At 41.3% G+C, this 23,763-nt stretch carries 16 protein-coding genes; 4 read left to right on the top strand and 12 right to left on the bottom strand.

What is annotated here, in order from left to right; genetic code table 11:
* Nucleotides 1–55 precede the first annotated feature (55 nt).
* On the bottom strand, nt 56–517 hold the full coding sequence (locus tag QHT84_RS04015) for an OsmC family protein (protein ID WP_283238244.1): 462 nt from the start codon (nt 515–517) through the stop codon (nt 56–58).
* A 1-nt stretch (nt 518) separates the two neighbouring features.
* On the bottom strand, nt 519–1,811 hold the full coding sequence (locus tag QHT84_RS04010) for an O-acetylhomoserine aminocarboxypropyltransferase/cysteine synthase family protein (RefSeq protein WP_283238243.1): 1,293 nt from the start codon (nt 1,809–1,811) through the stop codon (nt 519–521).
* Between the two features lie 700 nt (nt 1,812–2,511).
* Here QHT84_RS04010 and metK point away from each other — a divergent pair.
* Nucleotides 2,512–3,762 (top strand): methionine adenosyltransferase, encoded by a 1,251-nt coding sequence (gene metK, locus QHT84_RS04005; RefSeq protein ID WP_283238242.1) that lies wholly within the window; start codon nt 2,512–2,514, stop codon nt 3,760–3,762.
* Nucleotides 3,763–4,034: 272 nt separating this feature from the next.
* Here the strand turns inward: metK and QHT84_RS04000 are convergent, their stop codons facing one another.
* Complete coding sequence (locus QHT84_RS04000) at nt 4,035–6,779, bottom strand: carboxypeptidase-like regulatory domain-containing protein (RefSeq protein WP_283238241.1); 2,745 nt, start codon at nt 6,777–6,779, stop codon at nt 4,035–4,037.
* A 22-nt stretch (nt 6,780–6,801) separates the two neighbouring features.
* Nucleotides 6,802–7,725 (bottom strand): GLPGLI family protein, encoded by a 924-nt coding sequence (locus QHT84_RS03995; RefSeq protein ID WP_283238240.1) that lies wholly within the window; start codon nt 7,723–7,725, stop codon nt 6,802–6,804.
* 121 nt (nt 7,726–7,846) lie between these two features.
* Between QHT84_RS03995 and QHT84_RS03990 the strand changes: the two genes are divergently transcribed.
* A complete protein-coding gene (locus tag QHT84_RS03990; protein ID WP_283238239.1) occupies nt 7,847–8,641 on the top strand; it encodes a hypothetical protein in 795 nt (264 codons plus the stop codon).
* Nucleotides 8,641–9,255 (top strand): deoxynucleoside kinase, encoded by a 615-nt coding sequence (locus QHT84_RS03985; RefSeq protein WP_283238238.1) that lies wholly within the window; start codon nt 8,641–8,643, stop codon nt 9,253–9,255. Before QHT84_RS03990 ends, QHT84_RS03985 begins: the two co-directional genes overlap by 1 nt.
* A gap of 124 nt (nt 9,256–9,379) precedes the next feature.
* On the opposite strand, the gene QHT84_RS03980 is transcribed toward QHT84_RS03985, so the two are convergent.
* The 5 genes from QHT84_RS03980 to QHT84_RS03960 all read right to left on the bottom strand — a co-directional run bounded on the left by QHT84_RS03980 (nt 9,380) and on the right by QHT84_RS03960 (nt 18,459).
* Nucleotides 9,380–11,863 carry a beta-mannosidase gene (locus tag QHT84_RS03980; protein WP_283238237.1) on the bottom strand — a complete coding sequence of 828 codons (2,484 nt, stop codon included), beginning with the start codon at nt 11,861–11,863 and terminating at the stop codon, nt 9,380–9,382.
* Entirely contained in the window at nt 11,860–12,537 is a 678-nt protein-coding gene (locus tag QHT84_RS03975) for a copper homeostasis protein CutC (RefSeq protein WP_283238236.1), read from the bottom strand. Before QHT84_RS03975 ends, QHT84_RS03980 begins: the two co-directional genes overlap by 4 nt.
* 15 nt (nt 12,538–12,552) lie before the next feature.
* Entirely contained in the window at nt 12,553–13,545 is a 993-nt protein-coding gene (locus tag QHT84_RS03970; protein ID WP_283238235.1) for an isoaspartyl peptidase/L-asparaginase family protein, read from the bottom strand.
* 2 nt (nt 13,546–13,547) lie between these two features.
* Nucleotides 13,548–15,818 carry a glycoside hydrolase family 20 protein gene (locus QHT84_RS03965; protein ID WP_283238234.1) on the bottom strand — a complete coding sequence of 757 codons (2,271 nt, stop codon included), beginning with the start codon at nt 15,816–15,818 and terminating at the stop codon, nt 13,548–13,550.
* 94 nt (nt 15,819–15,912) lie between these two features.
* Nucleotides 15,913–18,459, bottom strand: coding sequence for a sodium-translocating pyrophosphatase (locus QHT84_RS03960; RefSeq protein ID WP_283238233.1), 2,547 nt, complete (start codon nt 18,457–18,459; stop codon nt 15,913–15,915).
* A gap of 169 nt (nt 18,460–18,628) precedes the next feature.
* Here QHT84_RS03960 and QHT84_RS03955 point away from each other — a divergent pair, with 169 nt between their 5' ends.
* Complete coding sequence (locus tag QHT84_RS03955; RefSeq protein ID WP_283238232.1) at nt 18,629–19,348, top strand: glycosyltransferase family 2 protein; 720 nt, start codon at nt 18,629–18,631, stop codon at nt 19,346–19,348.
* Here the strand turns inward: QHT84_RS03955 and QHT84_RS03950 are convergent.
* From QHT84_RS03950 to QHT84_RS03940, 3 genes are all read right to left on the bottom strand, one after another.
* Nucleotides 19,345–19,947, bottom strand: coding sequence for a DNA-3-methyladenine glycosylase family protein (locus tag QHT84_RS03950; protein WP_283238231.1), 603 nt, complete (start codon nt 19,945–19,947; stop codon nt 19,345–19,347). The two genes, QHT84_RS03955 and QHT84_RS03950, sit on opposite strands and share 4 nt — an antisense overlap.
* Before the next feature lie 2 nt (nt 19,948–19,949).
* Nucleotides 19,950–22,436: a DUF5686 and carboxypeptidase-like regulatory domain-containing protein gene (locus QHT84_RS03945; protein ID WP_283238315.1), complete on the bottom strand. Its 2,487-nt coding sequence runs from the start codon at nt 22,434–22,436 to the stop codon at nt 19,950–19,952.
* 130 nt (nt 22,437–22,566) lie between these two features.
* Entirely contained in the window at nt 22,567–23,553 is a 987-nt protein-coding gene (locus tag QHT84_RS03940) for a pyruvate dehydrogenase complex E1 component subunit beta (RefSeq protein ID WP_283238314.1), read from the bottom strand.
* Nucleotides 23,554–23,763: the final 210 nt, after the last annotated feature.

Below are 23,763 nucleotides of genomic sequence, written 5' to 3'. Positions count from 1 at the left end.
AACGTCAATTTTGAAGACAGTCTTAACAAACAAACAAAACCAATGGCTTTTCGTTTTACAGCAGGGTTGCTGTTGTTTCGTATTCTTTAACCAACACTACAGAAACCGGTGTTGGATTAATCAAATTGTCCTGAACCGGACAGCGGTTTTCCACGGTGATTAACCAATCTTTTAATTGGTCCAAAGTAGCGTCAGCTGTTGGTTTTACGGTTACTTCAATCGATTTAAATCCGGCTCTTTCCTCGCTAATTTTTCCCTGGTATTTGTCTAAACTGAGGGTCCCGGAGATTTCTACTTGAAGTGATTTTAGCTCGATGCCTTGCTCTTTGGCGACTAACTTTCCGACGGCATTGATGCAACCGGCATAACCGGCTAAAATGTATTCTATCGGACTTGGCCCTTCCAGTTCAGGAAATTGGTCATTTTTACTAATTCGAATGTCGAAGTTTTGGGCCTTCACTACGAATTGGTTGTTGCTTTGGGCGTAGCCGGTTACGTTTACGGTTTTTGTGCTCATGTTATACGGTTTGCGGGGTTTTAATTTTTACAAAGGCTGCTTTTAAATCGGCTTTCAAATCGTCGATATTTTCTAAACCAACCGACAAACGGATTAAGTCTTTGGTCACTCCTGTGGTTTCTTGTTCGGCGTCAGACAATTGTTGGTGGGTTGTACTGGCCGGATGGATGATGAGCGATTTGGTATCGCCAATGTTCGCCAATAACGAGAACAATTTGGTTTCATCGGCTACTTTTTTCGCTGCCTCGAAACCGCCTTTCAATCCGAAAGTAACAATACCGCTTTGGCCTTCGGGCAAATATTCCTCAGCTAACGCTTTGTACTTGGAAGATGCCAAGCCGGGATAATTTACCCAAGCTACTTCTTCCTGTGCTTGCAACCATTGGGCTAAAGCCAACGCATTTTCGCTGTGTTTTTTGATGCGGACTTCCAGTGTTTCCAGTCCTTGGATGGTTTGGAAGGCATTGAACGGACTCAGAGCGGCTCCGAAATCGCGTAATCCTTCGATTCTGACTTTAGCGATAAATGACGCTGCCCCTAAAGCTTCGTAGTATTTTAAACCATGGTAACCGGCTGATGGTTCAGTAAATTCAGGGAATTTTCCATTGCTCCAATCGAAGTTTCCGGCATCGATAATGACACCGCCAAGCGACGTTCCGTTGCCGGTAATGTATTTGGTCAGTGAGTGAATAACGATGTCGGCTCCGTGTTGAATCGGGTTTAAAAGATAGGGCGTAGCGACTGTATTATCGACAACAAAAGGTACTTTGAAGGCTTTGGCTGCTGCCGAAATGGCTTTCAAATCCAGCACATCCAATTTAGGATTTCCTAAGCTTTCGGCGAAGAAGGCTCGGGTATTTTCTTGGGCTGCTTTGGTAAAATTTTCCGGATTGGACGGATCAACGAAAGTTGTTGTGATGCCCAATCTGGGTAAGGTTACGCTTAACAAGTTGTACGTTCCGCCATACAAGCTGTTAGAAGCTACGATGTGATCACCGGCTTTCAATAAAACTAACAACGTGGTGGCGATGGCTGAAGTGCCCGATGCGGTAACGACCGCTCCGATACCGCCTTCGAGTGCGGCCAAGCGTTGTTCCAAAATGTCGTTGGTTGGGTTGTTCAAACGCGTGTAAATGAATCCGGCTTCGGCTAAACCGAACAAGTTGGCGGCATGGTCTGCATTGTTAAATACATACGAAGTGGTTTGATAAATCGGAACGGCTCTGGTTCCTGCGTTTTTAGTAACGTCGTGTCCTGCGTGCAGTGCATTGGTAGCAAATTTTTGTGTGCTCATGATTGTAAAGTATTAAGATGTTAGTATTAAGTATTAAGATTATTGTTTTTAGATGTTTAGCATAAAAAAAGTCCTTTTGGATGGCTTACCAAAAGGACTTCTAGAGTATATACAAACTTCGATTACGTCTTTCGCTTTTGGTAACAGGACACGCCAATACAACACATCATCATGTGCATCATGCGGTTCATCATCAAATTTTTTCCTGTTACTTTCATTGTTTTACTTTGTTTAATTCTGATTTGTTTTAAATAAAAAAACCTCTGCGGTTGTGCAGAGGTTTTATGGATATATTTTTAAATTTAAAATTATGCCATTAGCGTCCTCTGCGGAGATTTCCACATCATGCGACACATATGACAAATTGTAAAGTTCATTTTTGCTGTTTTTGTATGGGACAAACTTCTGAATGTTTTTTGAATTGACCAAACGAAATTTGAAAATTTAACATTTGAAATTTGCGGATATATATTTAAATACTACGTATTTAGATTTTTGGTAAAATCCTAAAAAAAATAAAAAAAGTCAAATAGTTTTTTGTTTTCGAATTAGTCTTTATACATTTGCAACCGAAAATTGAGAGGAAAAATTTGTACTGATTGCAACCTCGTTAAAAAATGCTAAAGCAGAAACTCTCCTTTAGCTTTTACGGCAATCCTCTATTTTTCGCAACATTTAATATTAAAACTAAACTATAGTTATGGGGTATTTATTTACGTCGGAATCCGTTAGTGAAGGACATCCGGATAAGGTAGCTGACCAAATCAGTGATGCGTTAATTGACAACTTTTTAGCTTTTGATGCGGAGTCGAAAGTAGCATGCGAAACTTTGGTGACTACCGGTCAGGTAATTTTGGCAGGAGAAGTAAAATCGAACACCTATTTGGATGTACAATCAATTGCCAGAGAAGTGATTCGCAAAATCGGGTATACCAAAAGCGAGTACATGTTTGAGGCGAATTCGTGTGGGGTTTTATCTGCTATTCACGAGCAATCGGCCGACATTAACCAAGGTGTTGACCGCGCGAGCAAAGAAGAGCAAGGTGCCGGCGACCAAGGCATGATGTTTGGTTACGCGACTAATGAAACCGAGAATTATATGCCGTTGGCTTTGGATTTATCGCATGCCTTGTTGATTGAATTAGCGGCCATCCGCAGAGAAAACAACGAAATCACGTATTTGCGTCCGGATGCTAAATCTCAGGTAACTTTGGAATATTCCGATGACAACAAACCGGTTCGTATTGACGCGATTGTAATTTCTACACAACACGATGATTTTGCTGATGAAGCTACGATGTTGACCAAAATTAAAAGCGATTTGATTTCGATTTTGATTCCGAGAGTAAAAGCCAAATACCCGCAATACGCGCATTTGTTTAACGACGATATTACGTATCATATCAACCCAACCGGAAAGTTCGTAATTGGCGGTCCACACGGGGATACCGGCTTAACCGGAAGAAAAATTATTGTGGATACCTATGGTGGAAAAGGCGCTCACGGTGGTGGTGCATTCTCGGGAAAAGATCCAAGTAAAGTAGACCGTTCTGCGGCTTATGCCACCCGTCATATTGCAAAAAACCTGGTAGCTGCCGGTTTGTGTGATGAGATTTTGGTGCAAGTATCGTATGCGATTGGAGTGGCCAAACCTACTTCTATCAACGTGAATACGTACGGTACTGCCAAAGTAAACATGACCGATGGTGAAATCAGTAAAGTAGTGGAAACCATCTTCGATATGCGCCCGTACTTCATTGAACAACGTTTGAAATTGAGAAACCCGATTTACAGTGAAACTGCGGCTTACGGTCATATGGGAAGAACTCCGGAAACCGTAACCAAAACGTTTAAATCGCCAAACGGTGAAGACAAAACGGTAACCGTAGAATTGTTTACTTGGGAGAAATTAGATTTTGTGGACAAGGTAAAAGCCGCTTTCGGAATTTAATTATTATTCCGGAAATGATATAACAAAGCCCGCACCTGCGGGCTTTTCTTTTTGGCTTTAGCATCTGGCAGGCGGGTGTCAACCCATTGAAAAATCCGTAAAAATAAAAGCTGTTTGAGCGAAGCGAGTTCTTTTATTTTCGGATTTAAAATGAGGTTTGACCGCCGAAGATGCAACGCCTTGAATTTTTGCTTCTTTTGTTTCAAGACAAAAGAAGAACTAGCCCCGATTGAAGCAGGCTACCGTGTAGCGCGAAAAGCGGGAATCAGCTCCTACAAATTATACTTCAAACTCAACATCACATAACGCGGTTGTACCCGGTATTGTGAGGTTCTGGTGGAAAACTGCGAGAAATTATCGTCGTTGAGCGAGGTGGTATTGAGCAAGTTGGTCGCCGAAATTTTGTACTCCCATTTGCTGTCTTTGGTTTTTTGGTAAATCAAACTGGCCGAGAGAAAATCGTATTCGTTTTCGACCGATTTGTCGCTGTTGTAGTAATGATAAAACTCGTATTCGCTGACAAAGGAGAAGCTTTTCAGGAAGAAGTAATCCAGTTTAACCGTCGGTCTGTCGGTAAAAAACGTATCATTCGGATAATCGTTGATGGTATAACTATACCCTAATTCGATGTTAGGCAGGTTTTTAAAATTGGTCGATGCTCGCAAAGTATAACTTTGCGTAAAGCTCTCGTTGGTCACCAACACCTCTTGGAGCGTGTTGCGATCGATTTGGATGTTGTTGAATTTCGACCAATTGAGTGTGGCATTGAGTGAAGCCTTGTAGTACTTAAAAAACGATCGCCCATAGCTCCCAAAGAAAGACAAGGTCTCATCGGCAAACTCTGAGTTAAAAGGCGAAGATACTTGATTTACGTTATTAAAGAAAGCTCTGGTCTTGATAGCATCCACTGTACGATTATAACTTGCCGCAGCGGTAATATTTTCAAAATTGAACATATTGTATTTGAAGTAACGCAGGGAATGCGATTGCTGAATCGCATTTTCCAAGGTTCGGTTTCCGCTTGATAAGCTGTTATAATTGTTCAAGACAAAACCTTCTGCCAGACGATTAATGTCGGTAAAGTTATTGGTGAAGGCAAAGTTATATGTCAACGTTTCCGCTTTTTTTATTTGATACAACGCCGTAAAATCGGGTAACACTCGGGTAAAATTTTGTTTGAAACTCGTACCTAATTGCTCGTTGTTTAAGGCATAGGTATGAAAACTCACGCCCGGCGTAAAGGTGAATTTGCCGGTAAGCACTTTGTAATGAAACCCTAAAAAAGCATCGTTAAAACGGTAATCCACATCGTTGGTATTGGCGGTATTATCGAGATTATTGACACCACCGTTGTCTAACACCTGGTACATACTGGAGTTGAAATTTTGAGCCGAATAGGTATTTCCCAGTGTGATGTTGATGTTCGATTTGGGCGTCAGCATGTAGTAATAATCGAGCTTTGAATCGAGTTTGTTGGTTTTTACAAAACGGTTCTGATTCAAATCGGTTCTATTTTGAGTTGTGTCGTACCCCAAAATATTGGTGCTTGGTGTGGTGAACGGATCGGAAGCCAAATTGGCATTGTAAAACGGATTTTCGTCTTGGTATAAATGTTGGGTCTCGAAAGCAAAAACGTGTTTTTCGGCAGCGGTGTAATAAAAACTCAGGTTTTGATTGATGGTCACCGGATCTTGTTTTTTCACCGTAAAAATATCTTCCGTGGTTGAGGTGTTGCTTTCGTCTATCGTTTCCCTTAAAAGCGCATTGTTTTCATCTTGCTTGGAGAACTTGGCCAAAATATCGTAGTCAAACTGAAAATTCGTATTGGGTTTGTAGGTGGAACTCAGTTTAAATAAGCCCAAATTACTTTTTTGATGCGCTATTTCCGAACGGTTTTCGGTAGAAGCCACTTCGGTGGAAGTCGGGTCGAGGAAATTGGTACTCGACACCGTCTCCAAATCGGTAATTGAAGACGACAAAATAGCAAAACCGCTCAAACTCCATGATTTGGTTGGATTATAGGAGAAATTGGTCGCCCCGAAATCGGTTTCAATTTCTTTGGCGCGATTGTTTCGCAGTAGTGAAATGCCCAAATCGTTGCTTGATACCGTAAAACTCGAACCGCCTTTGGCCATCATATTCCGGAATCCGCCGGTGAATTTGAAATAGTCTTGTATGGTGAGCGGCAACTCGCCTATGTTATTGAAATTGGTGATAATGTTGAGGCTGTATTTCGGACTGTAATAAAACAATTTCGGGTTGACATTGTACCGGTCGAATTTGGTTTCAGGCTGAAAACCTCCGGCTGCCGTAACATCGCCAAACCAAAAGTTTTTCTTGCCTTCTTTGAGTTTGATGTTCATGGCCACATTATCCTGATTGTTTTCAACACCTTTCAGAATGGAATTCTCGTTGTAATTGCGCAATACCTGAACCTTGTCGATGGCATCGGCGGGAATATTTTTAACCCCGAGTTTGGTATCGCCGTCAAAAAAGTCTTTGCCTTCTACCATGAGCTTGGAGACTTTTTTGCCTTCCACTTCAACTTCTCCGTCGGCATTGACCTCTACTCCGGGTAATTTTTTGAGCACGTCTTCGAGTTTTCGCTCGGTACCACTTTTAAAAGAATCGGCGTTATATACTATGGTATCACCTTTGATAGACACCGGCATTTCGCGCACAATCTCCACCCCATCGAGTTCGATGCCACCGCTTTCCATAGTAATTACCTGAGTGATGTTTTCGCTTTGCGTGGTCACGGCAATCTCTTTGTTTTTCATGCCGAGATAACTCAGCTTTACCGTGTAAGCTGTGTTCGGTTTTAGATTGAGCACAAACTTCCCTTTATCATTTGTGATGGCGTAGGCATCCATAGCTTTGGTGGTTTGATTCACCGCCATGATGTTGGCCATTTCTAAAGGAGCGTTGGTATTGTCTTGTATGATTCCTTCGAAACGGATGGTTTGTGCTACGGCAATTCCGGAAAATAACAGCAGCAATAAGGACAATTTTTTCATGAAAAACAGACTGTTTAAGCGATTATCGATTGATTCTCATTTGGAAACCGCCACGGCCGTTTCCATTCATTTCGCTCATCTCTTCCATCTTTTTAATCACGATGTCATCGTATTCTTTTTGGGTTACTTCTTTGCCGGAAGAAGGCGCTTTGATGTCAGCTTTCTCTTTGGGATTCAACACAATTTTAGAACACAAAATAGTAGTTTTTCCATCGTTGACTTCCAATATTAAACCCGGCAAACCCCAATAATTATCGGGTCCTTGATTCACCGGAATATCGGGTGTATACCATGCGGTAATGGTAATTTCTTTAGGCATTTCGAAACCGTCCATAAAATTGGTTTTGGTTTCAGTTTTATCTTTATCTTCTTTTTTCTCCTCTGTTTTTGTTCCGTCTGCCTCTTTTTTATCGGCTTCTTTTTTAGGTCTGAAATTCCTGAAATCGGACACCGAAACCGGTTTTACCGCCGTGGCTTTGAAACAAGTATAGCCGCCAATGACTTTGGTTTCTGCTTCCATTTTCCACTCTAATTTGGGCAATGAGTCTTTGATTAAGAAAGACTTCCCCATAAACTCTTTATCAACTGTATAGGATTTCGTTTTTACATTTTTATAGTACGTACCACCGCCACCGGTAACCGAATTAAACATCATACGCATTCCGCCACCGCCTTGTGCTGTAGGCGCATCGAGTTTCTCTTCTTCTTTATAAATAGATGCCGATTTATCAAAATGGAGTATAAACGTTTTTTCAAACATCTTTTTGACTCTTTCCTCAATCATTTTTTGCATCTCGGGCGAGATGTCTTTATTGCCTTCAAACCGGCTTTTAAAATCCGATGTGCTGGTTTTGGACTCGTACACAGCCATACCCTGAAAATCTTTTTGGGCATGCGTGGCTAAATAGGAGAAAAGAAAAAACGAAGCGTAAACTATTTTTTTCATTGGCTGTTGGTTTTTTGATATAACAAATATGACGATACATTTTGAAAACTGTTACCAATGTTTTGTTAAATTATTGTGCCACAGTATTGGGAATTTACATGCTTTCCCGTAAATTAGCGAGATGAGGAAATATCTTTTTTTATGGTTGATTTTATGCTTCAGCACCGTTGGGTTTAGTCAAAATCCGAAACTGAAAACCACCGCGTTAACTGCCGCTGCCATCGAAGACAAAACCTATATTGGTTTTGATGGCTTAAACAATCATTATTACATTAAGAACAACATTTTCATCAAACAAAACGACAACCAGCAATGGGAATATAAAAACGTGGCGCTGGGAAAAATCTCGATGGTCGATTTTATCAACCCGCTCAAGATAGTCGTTTTTTATGAAGACTTCAATACGGTTATACTGTTGGACAACCAATTGAATGAAATTCAACGACTCAATATTTTCGACATAGACAGCACCATTTTTGTATCCAAAATCGGGATGGCTTCTCAAAATCAGTTTTGGGTTTACAATGCACTTACCCAGCAAATCATGTTGTTTGATTATTTAAAAAACACAGCTAAAAACATCGGCAATCCGATACAAGAAAATATCAAATACACCCAATCCGACTTTAATTATTTTTATTGGATAGACGAAATCAACAACTGGTATGCGATTGACTTATTCGGGAAAGTAACCTTGTTGGCGAATATTCCCCCGTTCGAAAAAATGCAAATTGTAGATAACGAGCGAATATTGTTCGTTAAAGACAACACGCTGTATTGTTTGAACAATAAACTGAAAACCGTTTTTGAAATCGAAATTGTTGAGAAATCGTTCCGAAATTTTTATTACAAAGACCAAATTTTAGCTATTTTTACCAACCAGCAAATTAAAAATTATAAAATAAAATTACCATAATGCACATAGCGGTAGCCGGAAACATAGGCGCAGGAAAAACAACATTGACGCGATTTTTAGCCAAACATTTTAAGTGGGAACCGCATTTTGAAGATGTGGTAGATAATCCGTATCTCGATGATTTTTACCATCAAATGGAGCGTTGGTCATTCAACCTGCAAATCTATTTCCTGAATTCCCGTTTCCGTCAGGTGTTGCAAATTCGCGAAAGCGGCAAAAACATCATCCAAGACCGCACGATTTACGAGGACGCACACATCTTTGCGCCCAATTTGCACGCGATGGGTTTGATGACCAATCGCGATTTTCAAAACTATTCCGACTTGTTCGAATTGATGGAAGGCTTGGTTGGCGCACCCGATTTGCTGATTTACCTCAGAAGTTCGATTCCTAATTTGGTGTCGCAAATTCACAAACGCGGCCGCGAGTACGAAAACACCATTTCCATCGATTACCTCAGCCGTCTCAACGAGCGTTATGAGGCGTGGATTACCACCTACGACAAAGGAAAACTCTTGATTATTGATGTCGACAACGTGGATTTCGTAAACAATCCGGAAGATTTAGGAATGATTATCAACCGTATTGACGCAGAGTTAAACGGTTTGTTTTAGAATTCAGGAGCGAAAGGCTCGGGCATTTTTGGTGTCCTTTTTCCCGCTATACATTACAATCTCGTCCCAAAAGACGAGATTTTCATTTCTATCGGGGCTAAAAAGGTTTTGTCATTTGCAAAGTTTAGTTTTTCATAACCTCAAAAAGCGATTTTACACGAATAGCTTTCACCGGTTTCGCCAATTTGATTAACACTTTCTGCCCAGGCAAAATGTCAAAATAATTATCGCTGAAAAAAGCATCTTCTTCGGAAGAAAGGAAAACATTCTTGGCTAACACATCGGTACTGATTTCATAAGTCAGCTCGTCTAATTTTGTAATTTGAAGGTTGGGTTTAATAAGTTGTAACTCTTTAGGTTTGACAAAATAGTACAGCGAATAGGCTGATTTTTTTTCTGAAGTAAACGAAACCGAAAGCACTGCTTTTGCCAAATCAAATCCGTTTAAATCCATTTTGGGAATTTCAAAATGAACTAAGGCAGAACTTGCGGGAATGCTTCCGGCCGCCGATGCATCCCAAAGAAGTTCCCCGTTAAAATCAAACAACTGCAATGCAAAGCCACCGTCATAGGCTATCACATCGTCATTGGTAATAATAACATCATACTGATTTTCTTTTTCTTGTACCGATAGCAACACCTTCTCAAAACTCCGCCTCGCCTGATACTGAAACGCTTTCCATCGTCCGTAATAATCCACCGAACTCCAGGAAGTCACCGGCCAACAATCATTGAGTTGCCAAAATAAAGTGCCCATACATTTTCGGTCGGTGCGATGCGCTTCTATGGCGGTTTTCATGCCATCGGCCTGGAGCAATTGGGACACATAAATATAATCTTCAAAAGTATTCGGAACCTTATAATCGCGCGCCATATACGCGTTGATGGTTTTGTAACCTGTCGGATGTTTTTGATGCGATTTCACCGCTTCCGAGTCAAAGTTAAGTTCGCCATTGTTGGCGAAAGCCTGAAACGTTTTGACATCGGGCATCCCCTGAAAACCGTATTCGCTCATAAAACGCCCCACTTTCTGTCGGTACATATCAAATGGCTCCATGCCCCACCAAACGCCCCAATAATGCGCATCGCCACTTAATAAACTTTCTTTTCTGCCCCAACCGATGGATGGCGAGGACGGCCAATAACGGTTTTCATTCTCAGGCAACAAACTGTCAAGCGTTTTCGGAATGAGTTCGTGAAACAACTTTTGGTAATCCTTCCAAATTTTTGTGGAATCTTGTGCGGTATACTTGTATTGCTTTTGCCAGCCCCAATTGTGCCAGCCTTCATCATTTTCGTTATTGCCGCACCAAAGGGCGATACTCGGATGATTTTGCAAGCGAGAAACGTTATCAATAACTTCCTGCTTTACATTGGATAAAAAAGCTTCATCGCCGGGATACATGGCGCAAGCAAACATAAAATCCTGCCAAACTAAAATACCGTTTTTATCACAGGCTTCGTAAAAAGCGTCATCCGCATAGACTCCACCGCCCCAAACCCGCAGCATATTCATATGGGTATCAACCGCATTTTTGACAATGGATTGGTAAACCGAATCGGTGGCGCGAGGCAAAAAACTATCAGGCGGAACGACATTAGCACCTTTAATAAAAACCGGTTGGCCGTTGACTTTGAAATAAAAACTCTTGCCGATGTGATCTTTTTCCTGAACCAGTTCTATGGTTCGCAAACCGATTTTTAGTTTTTTTCGGTCGATGGTTTGATTGTTTTTGACCAAACTCACTTCAAACGGATACAAATGCGCCTCGCCTAAACCATTCGGCCACCACAATTTCGGGTTTTGGATTTCACTGTTTACCGTTATATGGTTTTGTCCTTTTTTTAATACAATGGATTGTATTTTATCATTAATTTTCAGTTGAAAATTTCCAGCTACAACACTTTTGATGCGTACTTCAAATTGGAGTTCTGCTTTGTCGGCGAAAATATTTTTTTGAACCGATTTAACAGTTTCCAACGTCGCATTGTCCCAAAAATGAAGGACTACATTTCTATAGACTCCTGAGGTAACGAATCGCGGTCCCCAATCCCAACCGAAATGGTATTGCGCTTTTCGGGTGAATATTTTTTCGTCTCCGGGCAAAGTGTAAGGTAGTTTCTTTACTGCTTCTTTTCCTTTTTTTACTGCTGAAACAAAAGTGATTTCGAGTTGATTTGGTCCGATTTTCAATAGTTTTTTGACGTCGATTTTCCAAGTACGAAACATGTTGTCGGCAGAGAGAATTTTAGTTCCGTTGAGAAAAACTTCGGCAAAAGTGTCTAACCCGTTGAATTGCAAAATCGCATTTTGATGATTCCATTCTTCTTTGGAAATGCTAAAAGTCGTTTGGTACTGCCAATCTTCATTCTCTATCCACTGCAACTGCTTTTCATTGGCTCCGAAGAAAGGGTTGGGAATGAGTTTATTGGTCAACAAATCAGTATGTACCGTTCCGGGAACTTTGGCGGGATACCATTTGTATTTATCGTTATTGACTCCTTTGAATTGCCATTTTTCAGAACTTAAATTGCGTTCGTTATTTTGTGCCCAAAGAACCATTGGCAAACAAAAAAAGAGAACAAATATCAACCACAATTTTCTCATTGAAGCTTAGATTTTAAGGCTTGAACTTCTGTTGGTGAAGCCGTTTCGTTACCATCAGTTATGGCCGAAGAATGATAAAAATCAGCTTTGGTATTTTTTTGAATTTGTTCAATATTGCCGGAACGCAAACCGCCGCCGGGCATAATGACAATTCGGTTATCGGCCGCTTTGACCAATTCGGATAAACGGTGCAAGCCTTCCATTACATTGGGTGCCTGACCCGAAGTTAAAATGGTTTTGAATCCGCAAGCTATAATGTGTTCTAACGATTCAAAAGCATTTTCCACCTCATCAAAAGCGCGGTGAAACGTACAGGGAATTGGCTTTGCTAAATCGACTAACATTTTATTTTGTTCTATATTTATGGTTTTGTCATCCTTCAAAATCCCGAAGACAAATCCGTCGATATTCAATTGTTTTAACGCTACGATATCGGCTTGCATTTGCTGAAATTCTTCATCAGTATATACAAAATGGCTTCCTCTTGGGCGAATCATAACATACAAATCGATACTTAACTTTTCACGAATGTGCTTTACCGTTTCAAAATCAGGTGTCGTTCCGCCAACAGCTATACCCTTACAAAGTTCTACTCTATCAGCGCCGTGTTCTTGGGCGATAAGGGCCGATTCCGGGTTAAAACAAGCGATTTCGAGTTGGGCATTTTGAACCATATAAGACCTATCTGTTTATTTCAAAAAGTAATCAGCATCTATTAATCGATTCCCCGAATGGTCGTTTACCGCATAGTTGAATCCGCCTTGAATGCAATAGGCCCCATAATTACCTTGTTTGTCTAAGGCGATAAAACCGACCTGAATGTCTTTTAGGTTTTTGTTCCGGTTCTGCGTGAGTTTTACAATACGCATGACGGCTTCTTCACACGCTTGTTGCGGGGATTTCCCTTGTCGCATTAATTCGACCACCAAATGACAGCCGGCTATGCGAATCACTTCTTCGCCATGACCAGTAGCCGTCGCGGCTCCGATTTCGTTATCCACATACAAACCCGCACCGATAATGGGCGAATCGCCTACTCGACCGTGCATTTTAAACGCCATCCCGCTCGTAGTACAGGCGCCGGAAAGATTCCCGTGAACATCCAAAGCAATCATTCCTATGGTGTCGTGATTTTCGATATTGGCCATGGGTTTGTACTGACTGGTTTTAAGCCATTCCTTCCACTCTTTTTCGGAAGCTTCTACCAAGAGATTTTCCTTTTTGAACCCTTGAGATAAGGCAAATTGCAGCGCACCATCGCCAACCAACATTACATGCGGCGTTTTTTCCATGACGGCTCGCGCCACGGAAATAGGATGTTTGATGTGTTCCAAAGCGGCTACCGAACCGATGTTCGAAAACTCATCCATGATACACGCATCGAGCGTTACTTTGCCGTCTCTGTCAGGTCGGCCGCCGTAACCAACACTTCTTTCCGTGGGATCGCCCTCGGGAATTTTTACCCCGGCTTCCACCGCATCGAGAGCACGACCGTTATTTTTTAGAATCTCCCAAGCAGCACCATTGGCTTGTACGCCGAAGTTCCATGTAGATAAAACGATCGGTTTATTGACTTTGCCTTTGGGCCTTGCCAAATTATCTTCTTTAGAAGCAAACGATTGCAAAGCTATGGCTACGGAGCCTACTGCGGCTGTTTTGAGAAAGTTTCTGCGGTTACTCATGGTTATTCTACGGTTATTTCGTCTGCAAAAAGCCACGCTTTATTTCCGGCACCGGGTTGGCCATCGGGAATAGTGCCGAAGTTTTCGACAGTGACTTTTACAAATTGAATGTTCTTATTTTTACAATTCAGCTCAACTTGACCCTTGGCTTTTTGAATTTCTTCGAAAGAAAAAGTGCCGACCGTTTTAAATTGAATCATATCTTCTGACACTTGAAAAGTTACTTTTTTCGGAAAATAAATCCACGACGAAGGACTGCTCAACAAACCAATGCTCAAGTGATTTATTTTTTGTTTGCTGCCCAAATCGATAGTAGCGATTAAATCGGTTCCCGAAAAACCCAACCAATGCTGACCGAATTTGGCTGTATCACCTTTAATCCCGTCTACCAAGGTGAATCCGCCTCCTTTGGCATAACTGCCTTTGGGTTGATTTTGAAGCGACACCAATTGACTTGTTGCTTTGTGAATCCGAAAAAATTGTTCGGCAACATTACTCTTGGCCAAACCATTTTCAAAATAAGTGGCTTTGATGGTTTGCGATTTGGTAATTTCCAACGGTTGGTCGTAAGACTTTGATTGTGCTGTGGGTTGCGTTCCATCAGTGGTGTAGCGGATGCTATCTCCGGATTGATTACTTTTCAACAAAAACAAGACGCCATGGCCTCCGGGTTTGGGCATCACCTCCGAAGTAATTTCGAATAACGCTTTGCTGTATTGAATGCCTTTTTGCTCTAAAACGGTAAACTGTTGTATCATTCGTTTTTCGAAATCGGCATATTTCTCAGGATTGGAAGTTCCCCAAAGCACTTCGGAGAGTGCCATCATCCGCGGGAAAATCATGTATTCTACTTGTTCCGGTGATGCGATGTACTCGGTCCACACATTGGCTTGTGCGCCCAAAATGTATTGGGCTTCTTCTGAAGATAACTCTTTTGGAATCGGATTAAACGCATACACTTTTTCGACCGGAGTATAGCCGCCAATGGCTAAAGGTTCGTTTTGCGGATTGCCTTGGTAATGGTCGAAATAACAATGCGAACCCGGTGTCATTACCACGAAGTGTTTTTCTTTGGCAGCGGCTATGCCACCTTCGGTGCCACGCCAACTCATGACCGCAGCATTCGGTGCCAAACCACCTTCCAGGATTTCGTCCCAACCGATGATTTTTCGGCCTTTGCTGTTGACAAACTTTTCCATTCTTTGGATGAAATAACTTTGGAGCTCGTGTTCGTCTTTTAATCCTTTGGCTTTCATCAATCCTTGACAATGCCCGCAACTTTTCCATCGGGTTTTCGGACATTCATCGCCGCCGATGTGGATGTATTCAGAAGGAAATAAAGCGATAACTTCGGATAAAATGTTTTCCAGAAAAGTAAAAGTTTCTTCTTTCGGACAAAACACATCGTCTAAAACGCCCCATTGTTTTTCCACTTCAAACGGGCCTCCGGTACACGAATATTGCGGATAAGCCGCTAAAGCGGCTACAGCATGGCCGGGCATTTCAATTTCGGGCACAACCGTTATGTGACGTTGTTGGGCATACGCTACCACTTCTTTGATTTGGTCTTGGGTGTAAAAACCGCCATAGCGAATGGTATCATACTTTTGTTCGTTATAATGGCCTACCATCGAACCGTTGCGCCAGGCGCCTACATCTGTGAGTTTCGGATATTGTTTGATCTCGATGCGCCAACCTTGGTCATCGGTTAAGTGCCAATGAAACGTATTGAACTTATACATCGCTAAGTAATCGATATACTTTTTGATAAAATCTATCGAGAAAAAATGACGAGCACAATCGAGGTGCATGCCGCGCCAGGCGTATTTGGGTGTATCAAATATTTGGACAATCGGCAATTTAACCACAGAAGCCTTTTCAATCGGTAAAAGCTGTAAAAGGGTTTGGATTCCGTTGAAAATACCGTGGTTTGAAACAGCACTGATTTCTGCGCTGTTTTGATCAACCGACAAATAAAAGGTTTCATTGGTGAATTTGCTAGCATCCGGTACGGCGGTCAATAAACTAATTTTTGAAGAAGTAGTAGCTTTTTGGGAAATTTCCAAATTCAGTCCGAACTCTTGATTAATAACTTCTTTTAAATATTGTGCTTCAAAAGAGTTCTTATCGGCATTGATAATCGTTTCACTATTTAAGACAAAGAAACCATTCCCCGGTTTTATCTCTTTTGGAGTAGGAATTAACGGCAATGTATGCTGAGCAAAGGTTAGGTGGCAGAATAGGACAAAAAAGAAAGTGATTCTGGAAGTCATTAATGTTGTGTTTGTTGCTGGCTAATTTACACAAAAAAGACAAAAAAAATGCCCCGCAGTTGCGAGGCATCTTTATTATATTTAAATCTTTCGATTATTTCAAAGCGTCTACTTTAGCTTTTACTTCAGCTTCGGTACCTTCAAAGGTTTGCGTTGAAGACACACCACCAACTGTAGTAGTAACAGTCGCTTTAGCTTTCCCGTTAGTATTGGTAATTTCTACCCTTACATCTTTAGTTGCCGCAGCAGCTCCGGGCTTAGCACAACAATCTTTTTTATCAGCGATAAATTTTCCGTCGGCATCATAGTGAGCCAAACAAGCTTCTTTTTGCTCCGGTGTACACCCTAAAGAATCGCACATTTTAGCGCATTCTTCTTTAGTCATGTCTTTGCATTTGCTCATATCGCATTTACCGATCATTGCTGATGTACACTCTTTCTTCATTTCCATAGTGCACTCCATTTTTTTGCCTTCGGCACCGTGACCTGAACCTAAGATTGGAGCAATAACCAATCCTACCAAACACGTTAATTTGATTAAGATGTTCATCGATGGTCCTGAAGTATCTTTGAATGGATCACCCACTGTATCACCGGTTACCGCAGCTTTGTGTGCATCCGAACCTTTGAAAGTCATTTCGCCGTTGATTTCCACACCGGCTTCGAATGACTTCTTAGCGTTATCCCAAGCTCCACCGGCATTGTTTTGGAAGATGGCCCAAAGCACACCTGATACACATACACCGGCCATATAACCACCTAAAGCTTCAGCACCCATCAAGGCACCAACGATGATTGGCGTGATGATTGTGATAGCACCCGGCAACATCATTTCGCGTAAAGCGGCTTTGGTAGAAATGTCCACACATTTTCCGTATTCCGGTTTTCCGGTACCGTCCATGATACCCGGAATTTCTCTAAACTGACGACGTACTTCTTGTACCATGTCCATCGCTGCTTTACCTACCGATTGCATTGCTAATGCAGAGAATACTACCGGAATCATGCCTCCGATAAATAAGGCCGCCAATACATCGGCTTTGAAGATATTGATACCGTCAATTCCGGTAAACGTTACATAAGCTGCGAATAAAGCCAAAGCCGTTAAGGCTGCAGAAGCGATAGCAAAACCTTTACCTACAGCCGCTGTAGTATTTCCGACAGAATCCAATACGTCTGTTCTTTGACGCACTTCTTTTGGCAATTCACTCATTTCCGCTACACCACCCGCGTTATCAGCGATTGGACCGAAAGCATCGATAGCCAACTGCATAGCAGTAGTAGCCATCATAGCCGAAGCAGCGATGGCTACTCCGTAGAAACCGGCTAAAGCATAAGCACCCCAAATAGCGGCAGCGAATAACAATACCGAACCGAAAGTTGATTTCATACCGGTTGCCAAACCAGCGATAATATTAGTAGCCGCTCCGGTTGAAGAGTTTTGAACGATATTTAATACCGGTTTTTTACCTAAAGCGGTGAAGTATTCTGTAATCGCTGAAATCAATAAACCAACACCTAAACCAACCAAAGTAGCATAGAATACGTTGATACGGGCGATTTCTTTAACGCCTTCCCCAAAGAATTTCATTTGGATTTTCTCCGGTAACATCATATCGATTAAGAACCAACAAGCTACAACGGTTAAAATCAAAGACACATAATTTCCTAAATTTAAGGAACCTTGTACTTGTGCTTCTTTAGCGTCATTGTTTTTGATTTTCACAAAGAAAGTACCAACGATAGAAGCCAATATACCCACACCTGCAATTACCAATGGCAATAAAATTGGTCCCATTCCGTCGAAAGCATCAGCATACTGAGTCCCCGAAGCTTCGGTCATATCTTTAATAATGTAGTTACCCAATACCATCGAAGCCAAAACGGTAGCCACATAAGAACCGAACAAATCAGCCCCCATACCGGCTACGTCACCTACGTTATCTCCAACGTTATCGGCAATAGTCGCCGGGTTACGCGGATCATCCTCAGGAATGCCTGCTTCCACTTTACCTACTAAGTCGGCACCAACGTCGGCGGCTTTGGTATAAATACCACCACCCACACGGGCAAACAAGGCGATTGACTCAGCTCCTAAAGAGAAACCGGCAAGGGTTTCCAGTACTAAAGTCATATTTTCATAGAATGATTTAGTAGCATCACCCATGAATTGGTTTAAGAATAATAAAAAGAAAATGCTCAATCCTAACACCGCTAAACCGGCTACTCCCAATCCCATTACTGTTCCACCACCGAAAGATACATTCAAGGCTTTTGGCAAACTGGTTTTAGCAGCTTGTGTGGTTCTAACATTAGCTTTGGTAGCAATTCTCATCCCGATGTTTCCGGCTAATGCAGAGAAAATGGCTCCGAAAATAAAAGCCACCACAATCATCCAGTGAGACGTTTTAACTACTTGAGAAACCGCAAAAAGCGCCACCGAAGCAATTACCACGAAAATGGCTAAAATTCTGTATTCCGCTTTAAGGAAAGCCATGGCTCCCTCCTGAATACTTTTAGAAATGCTTTGCATTTTTTCATCACCTGCATCCTGTTTATTTACCCACATGGCTTTAATACCCATGAATACAAGTCCTAAAACTGCCATTACAATTGGCACATACATCATAAATTTTTCCATTGTTTTTTTATTTATCGGTCGCAAAAGTAACAAAACTTTAACAAATAAAAACAATATCCGTTGTGAATATTCGTTTAAATGGTATACATGAAATTTATCCTATTAAATCTACCTTTAAACTCTTGCCTACTAAACCAAAAAAACTATTTTTGAGTTCAAATTCTCTCTGATGGAAATTAAAACACTTTCTATTATCATCCCTGCGTACAATGAAGGTCCGACGATTTATAAAATATTGGATAAAATCAAAGGGGTGTTGTTGATTCACAGCATTCAAAAGGAAGTCATTATTGTTAATGATTGCAGTTCGGATGATACCGCGGAAAGTGTCAGAACCTACATGGCCAAAAACCCGGAACTGCCTATCGTTTTTTTGGAACACCCCGTAAACAAAGGCAAAGGAGCAGCACTGCACACCGGAATTGCAAAAGCATCCGGCGAGGTTATTGTGATTCAGGATGCCGATTTAGAATACGATCCGCAGGAATACAACATCCTTTTAAAGCCCATAACCGATGATGTGGCTGATGTGGTGTATGGCAGTCGCTTTATGGGTGGAAAACCACACCGCATTTTGTTTTTTTGGCACAGTATCGGAAACAAATTCCTGACCTTTTTGAGCAATATGTTTTCCAATTTGAACTTGACCGATATGGAAACCTGCTACAAAATGTTTCGTGCCGATATTTTAAAATCGATTTCATTAGAAGAAACCCGATTTGGCTTTGAACCCGAAGTTACCCAAAAAGTGGCGCGAATTCCGAAAATCAGAATTTACGAGGTAGGTATCAGTTATTACGGAAGAACCTTTGAAGAAGGCAAAAAAATCAATTGGCGCGATGGCTTTCGGGCGATTTACTGTATTTTTAAATACGGCTTATTTCGCTAATAGATAAATTTGCGATTTCGTTTTTGGAGGTAATGATGCCACAAAAAATAGGTAGCCATACTGCGATAAGGCTTCCAATTCTCGGCCAAAGCCAGCATCACATTTTTATCTTGACAACCGTACAGTTCTTTGATAGTATTCACCAAAGCGATATCGCCAATGGGCAAAATATCGGGCGACTGCAAGGAAAACATCAGGTACACATCGATGGTCCAATGCCCGATACCTTTGACTTGGATTAACTCATTTCTAACGTCGTCAGGATGCTTTTGCGCTAAAGATTCCAATACCAAATGGCGGTTCAATACGGCTTCCGACAGTGCTTTCAGATAGGTCGTCTTTTGACGACTTACCCCACAACTCCGGAGTGTTTCTTCTGAGGCGACCGCAATTATTTCAGGTGCCACATGGCCCAATGTATTTTCGATTTTAACATAACATGCCCGCGCCGATTCCAACGAAACCTGCTGCTCTAAAATCAGTTTACAAAGCGTTTCAAAACCCTCGGGTCTAGTAGGCACATTCGGATTGCCGTATTGGGTATGCAGTTGTTTAAACACAGCATCCCTTTCGACCAAAAAAGCAATCGCTTCCTGCATGATTAGAAATAAAATCCGAACGAACCTTTGATGGTAAAATTATGGGTATCCGGCAAATTGCGGTAGTTGCCACGCCATGCAAAATCCAAACGGAATACTTTAAAGATGTTTCCGATTCCTGCATTGTATTCCCAATAGGGTTTCTCGGGCGCTTGGTACACCAATCCGGAGGCATTAATCGCTCTGTTTTCATCAGACACGGTTCCGTAAACGCCTTTGATACCGATGATTTCGCGAAGGTTTAACTTGCGAATTCCCGGAATTCGGGCAAAAATTTTACCTTGAAAATTATGCTGCCATTGGAAAGTAGCATAGGTATCAGCAACAAACTCGTAAAAATTTAAATTGTTAAACGTGTTGTCGATGATAAAATACGTTTGATTTCCGGGCACCACACTCATCAACCCTAACGGAATTTGACCAAAGGTTTTACCCAATTCCATGGTGAAATTCGATCGTCCAATGGCTCCGATAACAATCGGTTGCTTGTAATACAATTGAATTTTTTGGTAATCAAAATCGCTATCGATAAATCCTTTAAAACCTTGGCTGTAGTTGATAAAGAAACGACTGTACGGGCTGTCGATTTCTCGTCGTTCCACGCCGTAACCAATCGTTTTGCGTTTCGGTGTAAACTCTATTTGAAAATTTACTTCTGATTGTTTGACTTCCGAAGCGGTACTGGTAAACGTATCATCGGTATAATAATCTAACGAGAATGTATCTGATGCCGATTCGAGCGTTCGGTAAGAGAACCCTAATTGGAGGGTTAAATTTTTCACCGGCTCCATTTCAACCGCCAAAGTACTCAAATTGATGTTGGTTAGTTTCCCGTTGGCACCCGTGGTAAATAATCCCGAGGAAGCGTAACTTCGTCCCAAAACATCATTGGTAGTCGTTAAACTGGCACCGATTTGCTCCACATCTCTGCGGTTTCCTCCCGAAATAATGATGCGATTTTTTTTGTCGATCATCCATTTCCCCGACATGCCGTATTTGAACTTATTGTCGTCAAATCCGTAGGCGGTATATCCTTGCAAACGCCACAAATCATTCGGGCCAAAATAGGTTCGCCCTCCGGCACGTAAACGCCAACCTTCTACTTCGTTAAACCCAACCGTAGAGAAAATCGGACCATAATCAAATTTGCCCCAATTGATATAACCACTACCTAAAATTTCGGCCAAACTGTAAATCTGCTTGAATCGTTTTACCGTTTTTAAAGTATCAATCATTTTGTAGATTCCCTTTTCGTCTTTACTGAGCTTTTCGAAGCGGTTTTCTTCCCAAAATTCATCGTTTTTATTGTAAACCGAATTGTCTATGTAGTTGACTTCTTCTTTAAAGAATTTTTCCGGCTTCTTTTCATTGAATTTAAAATTGCGGTATAAGGTGGTTCGTTTCCCATACACGCCTTTTGACTTCTCTTTTTTATTGAGTGCGAAGTCGGACATCATGTAGTCGCGTGTCGGCAAAAACACCGAATCGTTCAACACTTCATACTCCTGTTCGATGTAAATATCTTTTACCCAGTTGATGTTGGCGCTCTTGGTCACCGCCATATTGATGGTTTTGATAGCAAAAGTGGTGTCATTTACCCAAAAATCCCCTTTAAACGTAAGCTCGTTTTTACGTCTGGGATAAAACACAATATTGTAACAAAGTTTGTTATCGATAACCGCCGTGTCTGCCAACACATAATTATACACGTCGATACCGGTTTTGGAAAGCGGACTGGTAAAACTTTTGTCAAAAAAATTGAGGTAATTGTCATAAATATCAAAGTCGTTGTACAAATCTTTGATAAACATATTCACCCCATCACCATTGCCCAAACCGGAGTTTTTATTGGCTTTGAGAATTTCTTTGGTCTTTTTAGTTTCATTATCGCCGTAAAAATCAGAGAGCGATTCGTTGATAAAAATCGGCAAATAGGTTTTCCCAGTCACACGCGAAGTATCGATGTTTTTGAAGACAAACTCCATCCCTTTGAAAATTTTACTTTTCATAAAGGCACTGTCTATGGTATTCATGTCAAACTCTACCTTTTCATACTTTTCGTATTGGTATTGCTTGAACATTTTGAGTCCGTTTTTTCGACGGCGTTCCCATATTTTTCTCAAAATATCGAGTGCCGGATTGTTCTTTTTGGAGGTTTTTCCGGCATAAACCACTACTTCTTTCAGGTTATTGCCTTCGCTCATCACCACTTTAAAATCGTAGTTGACCTGCTTGGGCAATTTTACTTCTTTGTTCGGAAAACCGACAAATGACACTACAATAGCCGTGTAATTTTCGGGCGATTCGATATAAAAGCGTCCGTCTTCATTAGACACGACACCGCCGGTTTTGGCTCCTTTAAAAACAATATTGGCAAAAGGAACCGGTTGGTTCGTGTTATCTACCACCATACCGCTCACCTTAGTTTGAGCGTGAAGTGCCGTAACAGCTGTAATCCAAAACAGAGAGAATAAAAATAGTTTCTTCATGGCAAAAAAAAACTTCATCTTTTTACATCGGATGAAGTTTCAAATATAGTTTATTTATAAACAGTTCGACAAATCGTATTTGAGACTTTCAGTAAATTGTATTCACTAAAATTCCCGTTAGACTATCCTTTTATTTATATGTTACTTTTTTTACGGCTTTTATTACGTCGTCCGCATTAGGCAACCATTCTTTTAATAAGGTTGGCGAATACGGTGCCGGTGTATCAGCAGTAGTAATTCTTTGAATCGGCGCATCCAAATAATCGAAAGCACGCTCTTGTACCATATAGGTTATTTCAGAAGCCACACTGGCAAAAGGCCAAGCTTCTTCTAAAACCACCAAACGATTGGTTTTTTTCACCGAATTGATAATCGCATCATAATCCATAGGACGAACGGTTCTCAAATCGATAATCTCACACGAGATGCCTTCTTTAGCTAACTCATCAGCGGCTGTATAGGCTTCTTTAATAATTTTTCCGAAAGATACGATGGTCACATCGGTTCCGGCTCTTTTGATATCGGCCACGCCTAACGGAATGGTGTATTCTTCTTCGGGCACTTCGCCTTTATCACCGTACATTTGCTCCGATTCCATAAAGATTACCGGATCGTTATCACGAATGGCCGATTTCAATAATCCTTTGGCATCATAAGGCGTAGACGGCACCACTACTTTCAATCCCGGCGTGTTGGCAAACCAATTTTCAAAGGCTTGCGAGTGTGTCGCTCCTAACTGACCGGCAGAAGCCGTCGGTCCGCGAAACACCATCGGCATCGGGAATTGTCCGCCCGACATCTGACGCATTTTGGCGGCGTTATTGATAATCTGATCAATTCCTACCAAAGAGAAATTGAAAGTCATATACTCTACAATAGGACGACAACCGTTCATCGCAGAACCTACCGCAATTCCGGCAAAACCAAGTTCGGCAATAGGTGTATCAATGACTCTTTTCGGACCAAATTCATCCAACATTCCTTTAGAGGCTTTGTAAGCTCCGTTGTACTCGGCTACTTCTTCCCCCATTAAATAAACTGATTCATCGCGACGCATTTCTTCGCTCATGGCTTCGGCAACCGCTTCTCTAAATTGTATCGTTCTCATATGTTGAATTCTGTTACTGTCAATATTTTTGAAAGGCAAAAATAAAAATTAAAAACGATTAAAAAACATTTCTAAACCTTATTTAATAGCCTATTCTTATGCCTTTTTATCAATTCTCTTTTTCACATCCTACGAAATCGATTGAAAATTGAAAAAATAGTATGCGAGCATACAAAAATTAGAAATATATTTTATACTTTTACGCTCTGAAATTTTTAA

Source organism: Flavobacterium sedimenticola (assembly GCF_030053345.1).
Taxonomy (GTDB): Bacteria; Bacteroidota; Bacteroidia; order Flavobacteriales; family Flavobacteriaceae; genus Flavobacterium; species Flavobacterium sedimenticola.
The sequence above is the reverse complement of the archived record's forward strand: the minus strand, read 5'-3'. Positions and strand labels throughout refer to the sequence as shown.